17 protein-coding genes and 1 tRNA gene are annotated in these 16,852 nt (G+C 73.1%); 8 read left to right on the top strand and 10 right to left on the bottom strand.

The features are described 5' to 3' along the window. Window positions 1-64: 64 nt before the first annotated feature. The 4 genes from VQ02_RS17075 to VQ02_RS17060 form a co-directional block, all read right to left on the bottom strand. The gene (locus VQ02_RS17075; RefSeq protein ID WP_048445404.1) at window positions 65-823 is read right to left on the bottom strand and encodes a TetR family transcriptional regulator; all 759 of its coding nucleotides are present in this window, start codon (window positions 821-823) and stop codon (window positions 65-67) included. A 173-nt stretch (window positions 824-996) separates the two neighbouring features. Further along, window positions 997-1,830, bottom strand: coding sequence for a pyrroline-5-carboxylate reductase (proC, locus tag VQ02_RS17070; protein ID WP_048445403.1), 834 nt, complete (start codon window positions 1,828-1,830; stop codon window positions 997-999). After that, window positions 1,827-2,330, bottom strand: coding sequence for a type III secretion system chaperone family protein (locus VQ02_RS17065; RefSeq protein ID WP_048445402.1), 504 nt, complete (start codon window positions 2,328-2,330; stop codon window positions 1,827-1,829). Before VQ02_RS17065 ends, proC begins: the two co-directional genes overlap by 4 nt. A 294-nt stretch (window positions 2,331-2,624) precedes the next feature. Further along, window positions 2,625-2,969: an accessory factor UbiK family protein gene (locus VQ02_RS17060; protein WP_048445401.1), complete on the bottom strand. Its 345-nt coding sequence runs from the start codon at window positions 2,967-2,969 to the stop codon at window positions 2,625-2,627. Window positions 2,970-3,242: 273 nt separating this feature from the next. On the opposite strand from VQ02_RS17060, the gene VQ02_RS17055 reads away from it, so the two are divergent. The 3 genes from VQ02_RS17055 (at window position 3,243) to VQ02_RS17045 (ending at window position 6,039) form a co-directional block, all read left to right on the top strand. After that, entirely contained in the window at window positions 3,243-3,959 is a 717-nt protein-coding gene (locus tag VQ02_RS17055; protein ID WP_048445400.1) for a response regulator, read from the top strand. Further along, the gene (locus tag VQ02_RS17050; RefSeq protein ID WP_048445399.1) at window positions 3,956-5,317 is read left to right on the top strand and encodes an ATP-binding protein; all 1,362 of its coding nucleotides are present in this window, start codon (window positions 3,956-3,958) and stop codon (window positions 5,315-5,317) included. Before VQ02_RS17055 ends, VQ02_RS17050 begins: the two co-directional genes overlap by 4 nt. Before the next feature lie 173 nt (window positions 5,318-5,490). Beyond that, window positions 5,491-6,039 (top strand): hypothetical protein, encoded by a 549-nt coding sequence (locus VQ02_RS17045; protein ID WP_048445398.1) that lies wholly within the window; start codon window positions 5,491-5,493, stop codon window positions 6,037-6,039. 3 nt (window positions 6,040-6,042) lie between these two features. On the opposite strand, the gene ruvA is transcribed toward VQ02_RS17045, so the two are convergent. Continuing rightward, a complete protein-coding gene (ruvA, locus tag VQ02_RS17040) occupies window positions 6,043-6,831 on the bottom strand; it encodes a Holliday junction branch migration protein RuvA (RefSeq protein ID WP_083469271.1) in 789 nt (262 codons plus the stop codon). Window positions 6,832-6,923: 92 nt separating this feature from the next. Here ruvA and VQ02_RS17035 point away from each other — a divergent pair. Then, window positions 6,924-7,000 (top strand) — tRNA-Pro (locus VQ02_RS17035). 24 nt (window positions 7,001-7,024) lie between these two features. Continuing rightward, window positions 7,025-7,333: an ETC complex I subunit gene (locus VQ02_RS17030; protein ID WP_048445396.1), complete on the top strand. Its 309-nt coding sequence runs from the start codon at window positions 7,025-7,027 to the stop codon at window positions 7,331-7,333. Between the two features lie 76 nt (window positions 7,334-7,409). Here the strand turns inward: VQ02_RS17030 and VQ02_RS17025 are convergent, their stop codons facing one another. After that, window positions 7,410-8,468 (bottom strand): spore photoproduct lyase family protein, encoded by a 1,059-nt coding sequence (locus VQ02_RS17025; protein WP_048445395.1) that lies wholly within the window; start codon window positions 8,466-8,468, stop codon window positions 7,410-7,412. Window positions 8,469-8,494: 26 nt separating this feature from the next. After that, complete coding sequence (locus tag VQ02_RS17020) at window positions 8,495-9,661, bottom strand: MFS transporter (protein WP_048445394.1); 1,167 nt, start codon at window positions 9,659-9,661, stop codon at window positions 8,495-8,497. Between the two features lie 409 nt (window positions 9,662-10,070). Between VQ02_RS17020 and VQ02_RS17015 the strand changes: the two genes are divergently transcribed. The 3 genes from VQ02_RS17015 to argE all read left to right on the top strand — a co-directional run bounded on the left by VQ02_RS17015 (window position 10,071) and on the right by argE (window position 12,084). Beyond that, window positions 10,071-10,274 carry a hypothetical protein gene (locus VQ02_RS17015; protein ID WP_048445393.1) on the top strand — a complete coding sequence of 68 codons (204 nt, stop codon included), beginning with the start codon at window positions 10,071-10,073 and terminating at the stop codon, window positions 10,272-10,274. Between the two features lie 125 nt (window positions 10,275-10,399). Then, window positions 10,400-10,741, top strand: a complete 342-nt coding sequence (locus VQ02_RS17010; protein ID WP_048445392.1) for a DUF1491 family protein — start codon at window positions 10,400-10,402, stop codon at window positions 10,739-10,741. A 170-nt stretch (window positions 10,742-10,911) separates the two neighbouring features. Further along, window positions 10,912-12,084, top strand: a complete 1,173-nt coding sequence (argE, locus tag VQ02_RS17005; RefSeq protein WP_048445391.1) for an acetylornithine deacetylase — start codon at window positions 10,912-10,914, stop codon at window positions 12,082-12,084. A gap of 82 nt (window positions 12,085-12,166) precedes the next feature. Here argE and VQ02_RS17000 read toward each other — a convergent pair whose 3' ends face one another. The 3 genes from VQ02_RS17000 to VQ02_RS16990 form a co-directional block, all read right to left on the bottom strand. Then, complete coding sequence (locus tag VQ02_RS17000; RefSeq protein WP_048445420.1) at window positions 12,167-12,424, bottom strand: hypothetical protein; 258 nt, start codon at window positions 12,422-12,424, stop codon at window positions 12,167-12,169. Between the two features lie 442 nt (window positions 12,425-12,866). Next, complete coding sequence (locus VQ02_RS16995; RefSeq protein WP_048445390.1) at window positions 12,867-13,631, bottom strand: Crp/Fnr family transcriptional regulator; 765 nt, start codon at window positions 13,629-13,631, stop codon at window positions 12,867-12,869. Continuing rightward, window positions 13,621-16,852: CheR family methyltransferase (locus tag VQ02_RS16990; protein ID WP_048445389.1), on the bottom strand; the 3,232-nt coding region annotated here is incomplete at its 5' end. The genes VQ02_RS16990 and VQ02_RS16995, both read right to left, overlap by 11 nt.

The raw sequence follows: 16,852 nt of genomic DNA, 5'->3' as shown, positions 1-16,852 counted from the left end.
CGGTCACCCTGGAATCGCTCGAAAAGCCGGGGACAGTCCGTGGCCTCGGTACTCCGCCGCGGCGTCAGATCGCCGCCGCCGGGTCGCCGCCGAGGGGATTGCCGTCGTCCTCGTTGCGCGAGTCGCGCCGGCGCCGACGGCGCCCGCCCTCGGCGAGGGACTGGGCCAGGGCCCGGAACGGCGCGGTCAGGCGGCGCACGTCCTCGGCGCGCTCCATGAGGCGCTCGCCGTTGCGGATCTCGCGGTCGAGGCGCGCCATGGTGCGGGCGAGCGCCGGGTCGTCGTCCTCGAGCCAGGTCTCCATCGTGCGGGCGAAGGCGATCACCACGCCCTGGAGCTTCAGGCGGCCGAGGGGCCCCTCGGTGCTGATCCCCGCCGAGGCCAGCATGAAGCGCTGGGAGTTGAGCGCCACCTGGTTGAGCGCGGCCAGCGACAGCGGGTCGCCGCGCAGTGCGAAGGCGATGCGGCGCAGGGCCGGCTTGTAGGGGTCCATCGCGTCGAGGCGGCGCATCAGCACGTCGAACAGCCGCTCGCGGGTCGGCTCCTCGGCGAGGTCGTCGCTCGCGCCCTCCAGCACCTGCTTGTCGATCATGCGCGAGAAGCCGCCGAGCACCGCGCCCTTAGACGGATAGACGTCGCGGAACTCGGCCAGGCTGACGCCGGCCTCGCGGGCGATGTCGGTGATCTCGATGTCGTTCCAGGGCTGCTCGGCGGCGAGGCGCATCAGCGCCTCGACGATCGCCTCCCGCGGCGGCAGGCGGGGGGCATCCGGCGGGTCGCCGGCGCCGTTCTGCTCGCCGGGCGTCTGGGGGGTGCGGGCCATGGGGCGCTCCGATACCGTGGGCGGACTGAAGGGCGCGCTCGCCGGGATTGCCAGGCCCGGTCGTGCCGCCGTCACCGCCTATCTAGGGAACGCCGAAGCCCACGGGCAGGGGCCCGCGGCGACGCGTCCGGGCGGGTCCGCTCCGCGATGCCCCGACCCGCAGGGCCGACGTCTCAGCCCGCCAGTTCCTCGGCCCGACGCCGGGCCGCCGCCACCGCGTCCCGCATCAGGAGGGCCAGGCCGTCCTCAGCCATCAGCACGGCAAGGGCCGCCGCGGTCGTGCCTCCCGGCGAGGTGACGTTCTGCCGCAACGTCCCGGGCTCCTCGGGGCTCTGCCCCAGGAGCTCGCCCGCTCCCGCCACGGTCTGGCGGGCGAGCCGCGCCGCGACCTCGGCGGGCAGCCCGGCGGCGATGCCGGCCGCCGCGAGGGTCTCGGCCAGGAGGAAGACGTAGGCCGGGCCGGAGCCCGAGACCGCCGTCACGGCGTCGATCAGCTCCTCGCCGTCGAGCCACTCGACGAGCCCGACGCCGGCGAGCAGCGCGTGCGCCACCCGGCGCTGGTGCTCGCTCGTCTCCGGCGAGGCCGCCGCCCCGGTCGCGCCGCGGCGGATGCTCGCCGGCAGGTTCGGCATCGCCCGAACCACCGCGCGGGCCCGCGGCAGGCGCTCCCTCAGGTTCGCGATCGTCTTGCCGGCGAGCACCGAGACCACGAGGGTGCCGGGCCCGGCGAGCGCCGCCGCCGCGGCGGCGGCCGCCTCGAGGCCCTGCGGCTTGATCGCCAGCACCAGGGCCTCGGGCTCGCCCGGCGCCGCCGGGTTGAGGGCGACGCCGTGCGCGGCGCACAGGGCCGCCATGGCAGGCGCGGGGTTGGGGTCGATCACCGCGACGCGCTCGCCCGGAAGCCCGTCGGCGAGCCAGCCTTCCAGCAGCGCCCCGCCCATCTTGCCGGCGCCGACCAGGATCAGCGAGGCCGGCAGGTGCGCCCGGGCCGAAGCCGGATCGCTCACGCCTCGCCCTCGGTCTCGAACAGCACGGCGTCGAGGGCCTCCCGGGCGGTCTTGCCGGCCCAGATCACGAACTGGAACGCCTGGAAGTAACGCTCGCAGGCCTCGACCGCGGTCTTGAGCATCGTCTCGCACTGGCCGTGCGTCGGCTCGGCGCCGCCGGTGAGCAGGAGCGCGTGGCGGAACATCACCACGTGCTCGCTGTTCCAGAGGTCGAAATGGCCGACCCAGAGCTGCTCGTTCACCAGGGAGACGAGCCGCAGCACCTCGTTGCGCCGCCGTTCCGGCACCTTCAGGTCGAAGGCGGAGGCGACGTGGAGGGCCTCCACGTCCTCGATCCAGGTGAAGGCGACGTGGTACTCGGCCCACTGGCCGGCCACGGCCACCGACATCTCGTCGGTCTCGGCGCGATCGAAGATCCAGTCCCGAAGGGAGGCGAGGCGTTCGACGACATCGAGCGGATGCTCGGCGCGGGTCAGGTCGTCGATGTTGAGCTGGGTCATGGCGATCCAAGTTTGGCTCGTCCGAGCGGGAAACAGCAGCGTCAGCGGACGCGGCGGCGTGTCGTCTTCAAGGCAGATCGCGACCCGAGCACGGTCAGGCGTGCAGGCGATAAGCTTAAGCGCCGACTTGTCTTCCCCCTGGCTGGCTGCGAATCAGTGCGTGACCCACTATAGCCCGGGCGAGTCCAGGGACTCAAAGCGGAAAGCCGCGGGGCCGGCGGCACGCCGCCGGCTATCCACCGAAGCTTCCTGTGCACAAGCGCGACGGCCCGTGCACCGGCCCGCGGGCGGCGATCAGGCCGTCGCGGTGCCGCCCGTTCCCGCGCCCTTGGGCTTCGAGGCCGGCTTGGACTCCGCGGACTTGACGTCGGCGGGCTTGGTCTCGGCAGGCTTGGTCTCGGTGGGCTTGGCCTCCAGCGCCGCGACCCGGGCCGCGAGGGCGTCGTTCTGGGCGCGCAGGGACGCCACGAGGTCGCGCAGCACCTCCACCTCCTCGCGGGTGGCCACGTCCATGTCCCGCAGCATGCGCTCGATCTGCGCCTTGACCATGGTCTCGGCCTCGCGGCGCACGCCCTGGGCCGCGCCGGCCGCGTCGGTCATCAGGCGGGCGAAGTCGTCGAACAGGCGATTCTGCTGCATGGGAATCCTCCGGGGCTGGTCCCGGCGCACAGACGTAGTGCATTTCTCGGCCGAATGGGCCCCGGTCCGGGCTTCGCATGGCCGCAAAATGCGGCACCATCGCGGAGCCGGGCGCCGCCCGGGCGGGGCGGCCGGCGCAGCGGTCCGAGGCGTGCGCGACGGTGTCGTGCCCGTCGGCGCGTTGCGCGACGATGTCGCGCCGGGACGCCAGCAACACACGGATGCACTTTGGCGGCTTCAAGCAAAACCCAGTCTGCGGCATAAGGCGGAACCGTGAGCACGACACCGCACATCCTGATCGTCGAGGACGATCGCGAGATCAGCACGCTGGTCGCCCGCTACCTGCGCGGCAACGATTGCCGGGTCTCGATCGCCGGCGACGGACGCGAGATGGACCGGCTCCTGGCCGATTCCCGGGTCGACCTGATCGTGCTCGACCTGATGCTGCCCGGCGAGGACGGGCTGTCGATCTGCCGGCGCCTGCGCGCCGCCTCGGGCGTGCCGATCCTGATGCTCACCGCCAAGGGCGAGGAGATCGACCGGATCGTGGGCCTCGAGATCGGGGCCGACGACTACCTCGCCAAGCCCTTCAATCCCCGCGAGCTGCTCGCCCGCATCCGGGCGATCCTGCGCCGCGGCGCATCTGCCCAGGGCCGCGACGACGAGGGGGTGCGCCGCCACGCCTTCGCGGGCTTCGTGCTCGATGCGGGCCTGCGCCAGCTCCTCAACCCGGACGGCGCCCAGGTGGCGCTCACCGGCGCCGAGTTCGACCTCCTGCACGCGATGTGCCTGCGCCCGGGCCGCGTGCTCTCCCGCGACCAGCTCCTCGACCTGACCCAGGGGCGCGCCCCGGGGCCGTTCGAGCGCAGCATCGACGTGCTGGTGAGCCGCATCCGCCAGAAGATCGAGCGCGATCCCCGCAACCCCGAGATGATCAAGACCATCCGGTCCGGCGGCTACCTGTTCACCCCGGAGGTGATCTCGACATGAACGGGCGGGGGCTTCTGCCGGGACGCATCGCCGGGCAGCTCGCCCTCCTGGTGGTCGCCGCCATCGTGGTGACCCACGTGGTCGTGACCGTGGCCTTCGTGCTGCTGCGGCCGGAGCTGCGCCGCTCCGACGAGCGGCCGAGCGCGCTCGCCAACCGCCTCGTCACCGTCGTCCACATGGTGGCGGCGGCCCCGGCGGAGGACCGGGCCGACATGGTGGCGGCGGCGCGCCACAGCGCCTCGGCCCTCCACCTGACCCTGCTGCCGTCCGACGCCCCGGACGCGCCCGCCGCGTCGAGCAACGACGTGCCGGAGATCACCGGCCTGCTGGCCGCCCTCGGCCCGGGCTACGGCGTCGCGGCGGAGCACACCCCCGGAGGCGCCGTGCATCTGCGGATCGCCGGGCCGGGCGCCCTGCAGCTTTCCGCCGACCTGCCGCCCCTGCCGCTGGCCCACCCGCCGCTCACCAGCGCGGTGCTCATCACCCTGGTCTTCCTCGCCCTCTCGCTCACGCTCCTGTCGATCTGGGCGACGAGGGCCCTCACCGCGCCCCTCGCCCGCCTCGCCGAGGCCGCCGAGGCCTTCGGCACCGCCACCGAGCCGCGGCCGCTGCCGCAGCGCGGCCCCGAGGAGGTGCTGGCGGTGTCCCGGGCGCTCGGGCGGATGCGCGACCGGGTGCTGCGCCTGATCGACGACCGCACCCACATGCTGGCGGCGATCAGCCACGACCTGCGCACCCCGATCACCCGCCTGCGCCTGCGGGCGGAGTTCCTCGAGGACGAGGGGCTGCGCCGGCAGTTCCTGCGCGACCTCGACCAGATGAACGCCCTGGTCGAGGCGGCCCTGTCCTTCGTGCGCGATGGCCAGTCCCGCGAGGGGCTCGGCCTCGTCGACCTCGCCTCGGTGGTGCAGACCGTCTGCGACGGCTTCGCCGATATCGGCGAGGCGGTGCGGGCGGAGGACCTGCGCCCCGCCCTGGTGCGGGGCTCGGCCGGCGAGTTGCAGCGGGCGCTCACCAACCTGATCGACAACGCCGTGAAGTACGCCGGCGGGGCCACCGTGCGCCTGGTCGAGGCGGGACCGAGTCGCGTCGCGGTCGAGATCCTGGACGAGGGCCCGGGCATCCCCGAGGAGGAGCGCGCCCTGATGCTCCAGCCCTTCGTGCGCGGCGACCGCGCCCGCACCCTCAACGAGGCCGGCGGGTTCGGCCTCGGCCTGTCGATCGCGAGCGCCATCGCCCAGTCGCACGGCGGCGTGTTCACCCTCGAGAACCGGAAGCCCCGCGGGCTCTGCGTCCGCCTCGAGCTGCCGCGGGCCGCCGGCGCGGTGCCGCGCCAGCCCGCGGCGCAGGCCGCCTGACGCCCGGATCGGCGAAACATCGGGCGACGTTGTAACCGGCCGTTGCGGCATGGTGCGGCGCAACAGGCGGAAACGCATGTCCCGCCCGCGCGCAAGATCTCTTAAGCAGCGGCGACCGCAGGCTGGTTCGCGCCGGGGCCGACGACGCGCCCCCGCCACCGCGAGGTCCCCCGATGACAGCCGTCTCCGCATCCAGCGCCGCCGCGCAGCAGGTGAGCTCACCCAAGCAGCGCCTCCTCGACCGCATCTCGGCGCAGCAGCAATCCGGTGCCCTCAGCGCCACCGACGCCGACGCGCTCTCGAGCGCGGTCCAGGACATCGACGCGGCGATGTCCGGTGCGTCGGGCACGGGCGGCAGGGCGCGCCTCGACCCGTCGCAGGCGAAGGGCCGGATGGACGACCTCATCGGCGCCGAGGTCGACAAGGGGACCCTGACGAGCGAGCAGGCCACGACGCTCAAGAGCCTCCTGTCGTCGCAGAAGGGCGGAGGGCAGGGCAGTCCCGGCGGCCCGCCTCCCGGGCCGCCGCCGTCCGGCGATGCCGCCGCGACGGGCGCGACGGGCGCCTCCGCCACGAGCGCCAGCGACCTGCTCTCGAGCTTCCTCAAGCAGCTGCAGGACGCACAGACCCAGGCGCAGGCGAGCGGCTACGGGGCGAGCGGCAGCACCGCGAAGACGGGCCAGGCGGCCAGCCAAGCGGCGATGTTCGACTTCGAGGCTTGAGCGTCACCGGGCCAGTTCACGCAAGCCGAGGCGGATCAGCGTCTTCGCCTCCATCCCGGCCGCACCCTCGCCGGCGCCCTTGAGCGCCGCGGCCACCGCCGCCGAGGCCTGGACCTGCGGGTAGCCGAGATTGACCAGCGCCGAGATCGCGTCGGCCACCGGCTGGGGCGCGGTGTTGGCCTCCACCGCCCCGGTGAGCTGGATCAGGGCCGGGTCGACGGGGGAGAAGGCCGGCGCCTTGTCCTTCAGCTCGGCGACGAGCCGGGCGGCGAGGCGCGGGCCGACGCCGGGCGCGCGGGCGACCGCGCCCTTGTCGCCGGTGGCGATGGCGGTGGCGAGGTCGCCCGGCTCCAGCGCCGAGAGCACGCCGAGCGCGACTCGGGTGCCGACGCCCTGCACAGTCTGGAGCAGGCGGAACCACTCGCGCTCCGCGTCGGCCCGGAAGCCGTAGAGGCGGATCATGTCCTCGCGCACGTGGGTCTCGATGGCGAGCTCCGCCGCCTCGCCGGGGCTGGGCAGGCGCTGGAGCGTGCGAGCCGAGCAATGCACCACGTAGCCGACGCCGTGGACGTCGAGGATGACGAAGTCCTCGCCGTAGGAATCCACCACGCCCTTCAGCTTGCCGATCATTGCCTTCAACGTCTCTGGCGGACCCGCGAGGCGCAGGCCCGGATGCGGGATCCCGGGCCTTACCCAGCCGTGCCCAGGCCCACAAGGCGAGCCGATGCCGCGCGTCGCGCCGCGGCGCCGTGAGGCGATGATCTGCAGGTGGCGCAGGTCGGCCTGGCGCATGCTGCGGCTCAGCTCGCGGCCGAGCCCCAGCTCGACCGTCGGCTTGCACCTTTCCGGGATTTTCACTAGGAACCGGGGGCACGTGCACGCGTCGGGGCGTAGCGCAGTCTGGTAGCGCATCTGGTTTGGGACCAGAGGGTCGCTGGTTCGAATCCGGCCGCCCCGACCATCCACCCACGGATCAGAGCCCGCGATGTCGACCGCCCGCATCTTCCGCCCTGCCAAGGACCCGACCCAGTCCGGCCTCGCCCGGACCAAGCAGTGGACGCTGGAGTTCGAGCAGACGAGCCCGCGGGAGACCGAGCCGCTGATGGGCTGGACCTCGTCCTCCGACATGCTGCAGCAGGTGCGCCTCGAGTTCGACACCAAGGAAGAGGCGATCGCCTACGCCACCCGCGAGGGCCTGGCCTACCGGGTCGAGGAGCCGCACCAGCCCCTGCGCAGGGGCATCTCCTACTCGGACAACTTCAAGTACAACCGCACCGCGCCCTGGACGCACTGAGTCGGGCGAGCCCGGCCAAGGTCCCCCGGCGGCGCGAGGACGGCCCGCCGGGCAGGACCGAACGGACGCCGGCGGATCAGAACGCGTAGCGCACGCCGCAATACGGCAGCTCCTCCGCGAGCAGCGCCTTGAACCGGGACAGCCAGCGGCCCTTCCAGCCGGTGCGGTAGCGCAGGTTCTCCATCCCGCCCTCGGAGCGCTTCGTCTCCTGGATGTCGGGGCGCCAGAGCAGTGCCTCGGCCTTCGGGTGCCAGCGCAGGTTCACGTCGTGCAGGGCGGCGTTGTGGGTGAGGAAGATGATCTCGGCCTTGAGCTGCGCCTTCGCGGCCGGCTTGAGGCCGGCATCGAGGGCGCGAAACAGCGTCCGCCAATCCTCCTCCCAGCCCTCGTACAGGATCACCGGCGAGAAGTTGGCGTGGACCTCGTAGCCCGCCGCCACGAAGTCGTCGATCGCGGCGATCCGCTCCGGCATTCCCGAGGTGCGCACGTCCACCACCCGCGCGACGCGCTCGGGCATCAGCGAGAAGCGGATCCGGGTCTTGGCCTCGGGCGCGTAGGCGAGCAGGTCGCGGTTGACGAACTTGGTGGCGAACGAGGCCTTGGCGTTCGGGATAGCGCGAAAGAGCCCGACGAGGTCGCGCACGCTGTCGCAGGCGAGCGCATCGACCGAGAGGTCGCCGTTCTCGCCGATGTCGTAGACCCAGTACCGGTCGTCGATCTGGTCGGGAGCGGGGAGGGGGCCCTGCGCCGCGGCGTGGCGGGTGATGGCCCGGCCGATGCCTTCCGTGTTGACGAACAGGGTGATCGGGTTGGCGTAGCCCTTGCGGCGCGGCACGTAGCAGTAGGCGCAGGCCATGGCGCAGCCGTTGGAGCTCGACGGCGCGATGAAGTGGGCGCTGCGGCCGTTCGGCCGCGAGGCCAGGCCCTTCTTGACGCCGAGCACCAGGGTCGAGCGCTTGATCCGCACCCAGTCCTCGACCGAGCCGGCATTGCCGTGCAGATCCGGGATGTTCCAGTGCGACGCGACCGGGATCCGCCGCGCGTCCGGAAAACGCCCGAGGATCTCCCGGCCGCGGGCATGGTCCTCGACGGCGGGCTCGAGGTAGATCGTGTCGATGTCGAGGAGGCGGGACAGGAGCGGGCTCGGCTGGTGGCGGGTCGTCAGGATCTAGGGCCGGCCCGGGGTTCCAGCAGGGGCACCAGCAGGGCGGCCGCTGCGAAGGCGCCGCCCACCCCGCACAGGGCCGGCCAGCCGCCGAGCGCGAAGGCCCGGGTTCCGACCGAGGCGCCGAGCGCCCCGCCGGCGAAGATCGCGGTGAAGAACACGGTGTTGATCCGCCCGCGCGCCCCGGGGGCCAGCGCGTAGACCCGGGTCTGGTTGGCGATCAGCGCGGTGTTGATGCCGATGTCGATGAGCAGCACCCCGACCGCCAGCGCCACCAGCGAGCGGCCGCCGAGCAGGCCGAACACCGCGAAGGCGGCGAGCGTCAGCAGGGCTCCGCCGACCAGCACCGGCCGCGGGCTGCGGGTGTCGGCGAAGCGCCCGGCCATCGGGGCGCAGAGGGCGCCGGCCGCCCCGATCAGGCCGAACAGGCCGGCCCCGGCGGGATCGAGCCCGAAGGGCGGCGCCTCGACGAGGAGCGCGAGCGTCGTCCAGAACGCGTTGAAGGCGGCGAACAGCAGCGCCTGCGCCAGGGCGGCCCGGCGCAGCACCGGCTCCCGGCGCACCAGCTCGAGGAGCGAGGCGAGGAGCGCGCCGTAGCCGAGGCGCGCGGCGGGCGGCGTCCGCGGCAGGCTGAGCCAGGCGAGGCCGGCCAGCGCCACCGCGAGCCCGGCCGCGCCGGCGAAGACCGCCCGCCAGCCGGCCCAGGCGCCCAGAAAGCCGCTCAGCGTGCGGGCGAGCAGGATGCCGAGGAGCAGGCCGGTCATCACCTGGCCGACCATCCGGCCCCGCACGGCGTCCGGTGCCAGCTCGGCGGCGAACGGCACCGCCTGCTGGGCCGCGGTCGACAGGACCCCGATCAGGAAGCTCGCCAGCACCAGGACGGCCAGGCTGGCGCTGAACGCCGCCAGCACCAGCACGGCGGCGAGCAGCAGGAGCTGGCCGACGATCAGGCTGCGCCGCGGCACGGCGTCACCGAGCGGCACCAGGCCCAGGATGCCGAGGCCGTAGCCGGCGAGCGTCGCGGTCGGCACCAGTACCGAGGCGTCGTGGCCGAAGGCCTGGACCAGCAGGCCGAGCAGCGGCTGGTTGTAGTAGATGTTGGCGACCGCCCCGCCGGCGATCAGGCTGAGGCTCAGGCGGGTCGCCGCGGAGAGAGGGGGCATGGGCGCGTCCTGCGTGAGCGCTGTCCGGCGGTGTCGCGGCACGAGATAGCGGGTTTTCGCCGAGCCGCACGGCTCCGGCCCGCACGGCGGCCCCGCCCTGCGGTCATGCCGCAGCCCGCGGCCGCGCCGTCGTCCGCTCCTCGATCACACGCCCGTGAGGCGCCTTCCGCTCGGAGCGATCATCGCCACATGGAGGAGCGGGACAGCACGAAATGCCGGCTTGCCCCGGCGCGAGACGCGCCGCTACCATTCCTCCGATCGCGGTCGATCGGTTCCCTCGTGTGCGATGCGCCACCCCAAGGCGCTCTGCACCCGGCCCTGGCCGATGGCCGCGGCGAGGTCACCTCGGGAACCCTGAGCGGTTCACCATTCCGTCGTCGACGCGATCCATCGCCTAGGGAGACGGACGATGTCGCAGTACCGCGTGCTGTTCGCCAAGCAGATCCTCGGGGTTCCGTTCACCGTCGGGACCGTGGAGATCACCCGCGCCCGCGATCCGGAGCGGGCGGTGCGGGCCGCCGCCCTGCGCTTCGCCCGCCAGCACGGCGTCGAGGACTGGCGCGAGCGGGCTGACGTGGCCGAACTCGACGGCGGGGCCGGACAGGCCGCGTAGCCGCGCCGCGGGCCACGCGCCGGCGCGGTCACGGCGAAACCTCGACGCAGCGCCCGATTGCCCCGCGATCGGGCGCTGTCCTATGAGGCGCCAGGACGACGGACTTCTCGAGGACCCTCCGCCCGATGGCACGCCTGCGCTCCGATTTCTGGGTCGCCGCCCACCTGCGCCGCTGCGCGGTCGAGGGGGTGAGCGCGGTGCAGCGCCGGCGTGGCGCGCCGGAGGCGGGCGCGATCTTCGTCAAGGTCGACCGCCTCGACGGGCGGGCCGACCTCTACGGCCCGGCGCCCCAGGCCCTGTTCGAGGAGGACGACGCGGGCGGCCGCCGCTTCGAGACCCTCATGCACGAGGCCCTGCCGCCCGACGTCGAGGCCCGGCTCGCCCGGGAGATCCGCTTCGATTCCGACCTCTGGATCATCGAGATCGACGACCGGGACGGCCGGCACTTCCTCGACCTGGCGGCGTAGCGCCACGCGCGGGCGCCGGGCTGAAAGGGCGCCCCGCCGGCTGTCCGCCGCCGCCGGAACGCGGCATAAGGGAAGCCGTCCGCCGTCGCGCGGTGGCATCGACCCTGCAAGTCCGCCGCCCCGGGGCCTCTCGGCCCCGCACCCCTCCCGTCAGGCCTCGCACGCTTCCCATGACGTCCCCTGATACCCGCCCCGATCCCAAGGAGCTCCTCGCCACCCTCGTGGGCTTCGAGACGGTCAGCTCCGCCAGCAACCTGCCCCTCGTCGGCTTCGTCGAGGCGTTCTGCCGCCGGCACGGCGCCGCGGTCGAGCGGATCGTGGACGAGACCGGGCAGAAGGCGGCCCTGTGGATCACCGTCGGGCCGTCCGACCGGCCGGGCTACGTGCTCTCCGGCCACAGCGACGTGGTGCCGGTGGAGGGGCAGGACTGGACGCACGATCCCTTCCGGCTGACCGAGGTCGACGGCCGCCTCTACGGCCGCGGCACGTCGGACATGAAGGGCTTCCTGGCGGTCTGCCTCGCGCTCCTGCCCGAGATGGCGGCAGCCCCGCTCGCCCGCCCGCTGCACCTCGCGGTCTCCTACGACGAGGAGGTCGGCTGCCTCGGCGTCCGGCCGCTCATCGCTCACCTGCGCGAGCGGGGCGTCGCGCCGCTGGGCTGCTTCGTCGGCGAGCCGACCGGCATGGCGGTGGTGATCGGCCACAAGGGCAAGTATGGCGCCAAGGTCACCTTCCGGGGCCGGGCCTGCCACTCGGCGCTGGCGCCGACGGGGGTCAACGCCGTCGAGTACGCGGCCCGCTTCATCGAGCGGGTGCGGCTGACCGCCGAGGGGCTCGCCCGCGACGGGGCCCGCGACGACCTCTACGACGTGCCCCACACGACCGGGCTCACCGCCCTGGTGCAGGGCGGTACGGCGCTCAACATCGTGCCCGACCGCTGCACCGTCGGGTTCGAGTTCCGGGCGATCGCGGCGGACGACCCGCGCGGCCTCGCCGACGCGGTCCTCGCCTACGCCCGCGACGCCCTGGTGCCGGAGATGCAGGCGCGCGACCCCGGTTGCGGCATCACGGTCGAGCCGGTGATCGACTACCCGGGCCTCGACGTCTCCCCCGACGCACCCCTCGTCACCTTGGCCAAGCGCCTCGCCGGCCGCAACGGCCATGCCAAGGTCTCGTATGGCACCGAGGCCGGCCTCTTTCAGACCCTCGGCGATATCCCGTCGGTGGTGATCGGCCCCGGCGACATCGCCCGCGCCCACAAGGCCGACGAGTACGTCGAGACGGCGGAGCTGGCCGAGTGCGCGGCCTTCGTGCGCCGCCTGATCGCCGAGAGCTGCGCCTGAGCGGGCCTGGCAAGAAGTGGCTGCCGGTCCTGCGACGAGGACCTGCGGCGGACCGATGACCTGAGCGGGGCGCGAGCGCCGTTCAGCGCCGCGAGGCCAAGTCCCCCATCCGGGCGGCGCGGCCCTGCTCGACGTGCCAGCGCGCGTCGGCCACCTGGCGGCGCAGGCTGTTGCGGCGCCAGAGATGGTAGGGGCGAAGGAAGAGCGGGGCGGCGCCCGCCCGCGCCTCGTGGTGGCGCAAGCGGCGCAGAAGCCCCGGCAGGCAGGCGCCCGCCGCCTCGCCGGTGGCGATGTCGCCGAGGCGGACCTGGCGCAGCAATTCGGCCCGGTAATCCTCCACGCCCGATCCCTCCTCGCTGCCCATCCGACAAGGACGCCCGAAACGAGATGCCGAACCCGCTCCGCCGCGACGGCGGCGCAGACGGGGAGGGGGCAGGATGGGAAGGATCCGGGCCGGTGGCAACGCGGCATCGTCGCCCGTGGTGCGGCCGGCGCGGGCGGAGCCTCGTGCCGGGGAGAGGTCTCGTGCCGAGCGGGGTCTAGCGCGCAAAAAAAGGCCCTGCCGGCGGGAGCGAGCAGGGCGGCTAAGTCGACTTGGGGGCCTCAGCAACATCCCTGATGGTCGTCCACCCGGTCGAGACCGGGCCAACAGGGACGGTCGGGCAAGAATTGCCGCAACAGTTGTGAGGTTGCTTCGATTTCGCGCCCCGATCCATCACTTATGTGAAGAACCGCCGCCCGAGTTGATTGTTGCGGGGAGGACGGCTGCCCTGGGGCGGCTTTCAGGCCGCGTGGGTGCTGACGTAATCCGCGACCGAGACGAGGGCGGGCACGTCGCGCAGGGTGATCGCGGTGGCGCGCTGCTCGATCAGGCCGTCCCGGCGCAGCTGCTGCATCGTGCGGTTCATGTGGACCACGCTCAAGCCCAGGGCGTCGGCCAGGACCTCCTGGGTGATCGGGAACGTGAAGCGGTTGTCCTGCACCCGGCCCACCGCCGCCAGCCGCTCGCGCAGCTCGAGCAGGAAGTGGGCGACGCGCTCGTAGGCGGTCTGGCGCCCGAGGCGCACCACCTGGTTGACGAGCCAGATCTCCTCCATCTCCCACGCCTCCCGGAGGGCCGCCGCCAGGCCGGTCTCGCGGCCGGGCGGCTCTCCGGGTGCTCCGCGGGCGCTGTCGCGGGCGCTGTCGCGCAGGAGGCCGGCCTCGCTCACCTGGGCCTGGGTCAGGGTCGTGACGGAGCCGAAGGGCATCGGGCGCCGGCGCCTCGTGAAGCCGATCGGGTCGCCCGGCAGCAGCACGACGACGATCTGGCGGCGCCCGTCGGCGAGGAGCCGCTGCCGGCAGGCCCAGCCCTCCACCAGCACCTGCGGGCGCGGCGCGGCCTCGCCGTCCCGCACGAGCTCGGTGCGGGCCGGCACCAGCGCCGGATGGGCGGTGACCTGGCGCAGCAGCGCCTCGTCCTCGGGCGCGAGCGGGGCGTAGCCCGACAGGCGGCGCAGGACCGCGTCCGGCGGCGCTGTCGCGCGGGCGAGGGGCTCAACCGACATCGACGGCCTCCGCGGGCTGGCCGCCGGGTCCGCGCGGGTCCCGGAGCGGCAGCTCGATGACGCAGCGCACGCCGCCCGGGCGGTATTCCAGGGCGGTCGCGGCGCCGAACTCGTAGACCAGCCCCTGCTCGATCAGCTCGCGGCCGAAGCCGCGGCGGCCCGGCGCGGTCGGCAGCAGGGTGACGCCGCTCTCCTGCCACTCGAGCAGCAGGCGCCGGTCGGCACCGTTGCCGTAGAGGCGCCAGGTGATGGTGATCCCGCCTTCCGGCCGGGCGAGGGCCCCGTACTTGATCGCGTTGGTGGCGAGCTCGTGCAGCACCAGGCCGAGGGTCTCGGCGGTCTTCTGCGGCAGGCGCACCTCGGGACCCGTGAGGGTCACCTGCCCGCCGTCCCGGACCGCGTGGGAGAGCACCTCCTCGCCGATCAGCTCGGCGAGGTCGGTGGCGGCGTCGGGGCTGCGGGTCAGGATGTTCTGGGTGCGGGCGAGCGCCCCGAGCCGGCCGTCGAAGTGCATGACGAAGTCGGTGAGCGTGGTCGTGCCCTCCGCGGTGCGGTTGGCCACCGAGCGCACCACCGCCAGGATGTTCTTCACCCGGTGCTGCAGCTCGGTGAGCAGCAGCCGCTGGCGGTCCTCGGCCATCCGCCGCTCGTGGCTGTCGGTGCAAGAGCCGAACCAGGTGACGCCGCCGCCGTCCGGATCGGCCATCGCCTCGGCCCGGGCGGTGAACCAGCGGTAGGTGCCGGCGGCGGCCCGGATGCGGAACTCGTGCTCGAAGGTCTCGCGGTGGGCCACCGCCCGCTGCCAGCGGCGCCGGTTCTCCTCCACGTCGTCCGGATGCACCACCGTCAGCCAGCCGAGGCCGAGCGCCTTGCCGTCCTCAAGGCCGGTATGCTCGTAGAAGCGCGGGTTGACGTAGAGCCAGTTGAGCTCGGCGTCGGCGGTGAACAGGAAGGCCGGGACGATGCGCTCCATCCGGCGGAAGCGCTCCTGGCTCTCGCGCAGGGCCCGCTCGGCCCGGGCCGTCGCGGTGATGTCCAGGAACGTGATGACCACGCCGGCGATGAAGTTGTCGATCGAGCGGTAGGGCAGCACCCGGGCGAGGTAGCGCGAGCCGGTCTCCGGGTTGCCGACCTCGCGCTCGATGGTGCCGAGCGTGCGCAGCACCTTGCGCACGTCCTCGGGCAGCTCCGGGTAGCTGATGCGCGCCGTGATGTGGATGATCGGCCGGCCGAGGTCGGCATCGATCAGGTGGAAGATATCGGTCACCGCCGGGGTGAAGTTCTTCACCCGGAACTCGTTGTCGAGAAACACCGTGGCGATCTGGGTGCTCTCGAGCAGGTTCTTGAGGTCGCTGTTGGCCCGCCCGAGGTCGTTGACCCGGTGGCCGAGCTCGCCGTTGACGGTCTGCAGCTCCTCGTTGACGGATTGCAGCTCCTCCTTCGAGGTCTCCAGCTCCTCGTTGGCGGATTGCAGCTCCTCGTTGATCGACTGGTATTCCTCGTTGGAGGATTTCAGCTCCTCGTTGGTGCTCTCCAGCTCCTCGATCGTGGCCTGGAGGCGCTCGCGGGTCAGGCGCAGCTCGCTCTCCAGGCGCTGCACGTGCTCGTCGCGCAGGAAGGACGGGGTCGGCTCCTCGCCGCTCTCGCCCTCCACCGCCTCGCCCTCCTGGAACAGGATGACGAAGCTCGGCGGGTTCTCGGAGCCCGGCACCGGCTCGACCACCATGGTGACGAGGCGCCGCTCGCCGTCCGTGCCCATGGCAGTGCGCTCGGCCTTGACGGTGCGGTGCTCCGCCGCCGCCTTCAGGAGCGCGGCGCGCAGGTCGATGCGCAGGTCGCGGTGGACGAGGTTGAGCAGGTTGAGGCTCGCCGCTCCCGTGGCCGGGTCGATGTAGCGCCCGGTGCGGCCGGAGAAGTGCAGGACGTCGTAGGCCTCGTCGACCACCACGTAGGCCGGGGCGTAGCGCTCGGCCACCTGCTCGGCGCGCCGCGCGAGGCTGCCCTCGATCGCCCGCGGCCGGAGCAGGCCGCCGCCCTCCGCCTGGCGCCGTTCCGCCGCGACCGTCAGCGGGAACTCGGGCAGGATCCGGGTGGCGCTCTCGAGGCGGCGGAAGATGCGGTAGCGGCGGTCGACGGGGGTGAACAGCTTGGCGTGCCGGGTGACGTTCTCGGAATTGCCCAGGAACAGGAAGCCGCCCGGCCGCAGGGCGAAGTGGAACAGCGGGATGACCCGGTTCTGCAATTCGCCATTGAGGTAGATCAGGAGGTTGCGGCAGGAGACGAGGTCGAGGCGCGAGAACGGGGCGTCCTTGATCACGTTGTGCTGCGAGAAGATGCACATCTCCCGCAGCTCCTTGACGATGCAGTAGGTCGAGCCTTCCTTGACGAACCAGCGTCCGAGCCGGTCGGGCCGGACCTGGCGCGCCACCGCCTCGGTGTAGCGCCCGACCCGCGCGGCCGCCAGCGCCCGCCCGTCGATGTCGGTGGCGAAGATCTGCACCTGCGGCACCACGTCGAGCTTGGCCATGTGCTCGCGCAGCAGGATGCCGATCGAGTAGGCCTCCTCGCCGGTGGCGCAGCCGAGCACCCAGACCCGGACTTGGTCGCCCGAGCCCTTGCCAGCGAACAGCCGCGGCACGACCTCGGCCTCGAGCAGCTCGAACTCGCGCTGGTCGCGGAAGAACTGCGTCACCCCGATCAGCAGGTCGTTGAACAGGTTCTGCACCTCGTCCGGGTCGCCGCGCAGGACCTCGACATAAGCCTCCACGGTGTCGACCTGCACCACCTGCATCCGCCGGTGGACGCGGCGCAGGAAGGTGTTCTGCTTGTAGCCGTGGAAGTCGTGACCGGTCTTGTTGCGCAGGATCGTGGCGATGCGGATCAGGAACTCGCCGTCGGCCTCGGTCCCCGTGTCCCGGGCGGCGTCGAGCCCCCGTTCGAGGTGCCGGGCGTAGGCGAGGATCCGGTCCGCCATCTGCTCGGGCGCCACGACGTGGTCGGCCAGCGCCGCGGCGGTGCTGGCGGCCGTGCCCTCCTCGCCGTGGGGCTCGGCCAGGGTCAGGCCTCCCGCTTCCTTGATCGCGGTGACGCCGAGGGTGCCGTCGCTGCCGGTGCCGGCGAGCACCATCGCCACGGCCCCGGCGCCCCGGTCCTCGCCGAGGGCGACCAGGAAGGTGTCGAGGTTCCCCCGCCCGCCCGGATGGCCCGCCGCCTCGAGGCGG

The sequence above is a fragment of the Methylobacterium variabile genome, assembly GCF_001043975.1.
GTDB classification, from domain to species: domain Bacteria; phylum Pseudomonadota; class Alphaproteobacteria; order Rhizobiales; family Beijerinckiaceae; genus Methylobacterium; species Methylobacterium variabile.
Note: the sequence above shows the minus strand (reverse complement) of the source record. Positions and strands in the feature narration are given on the sequence as shown.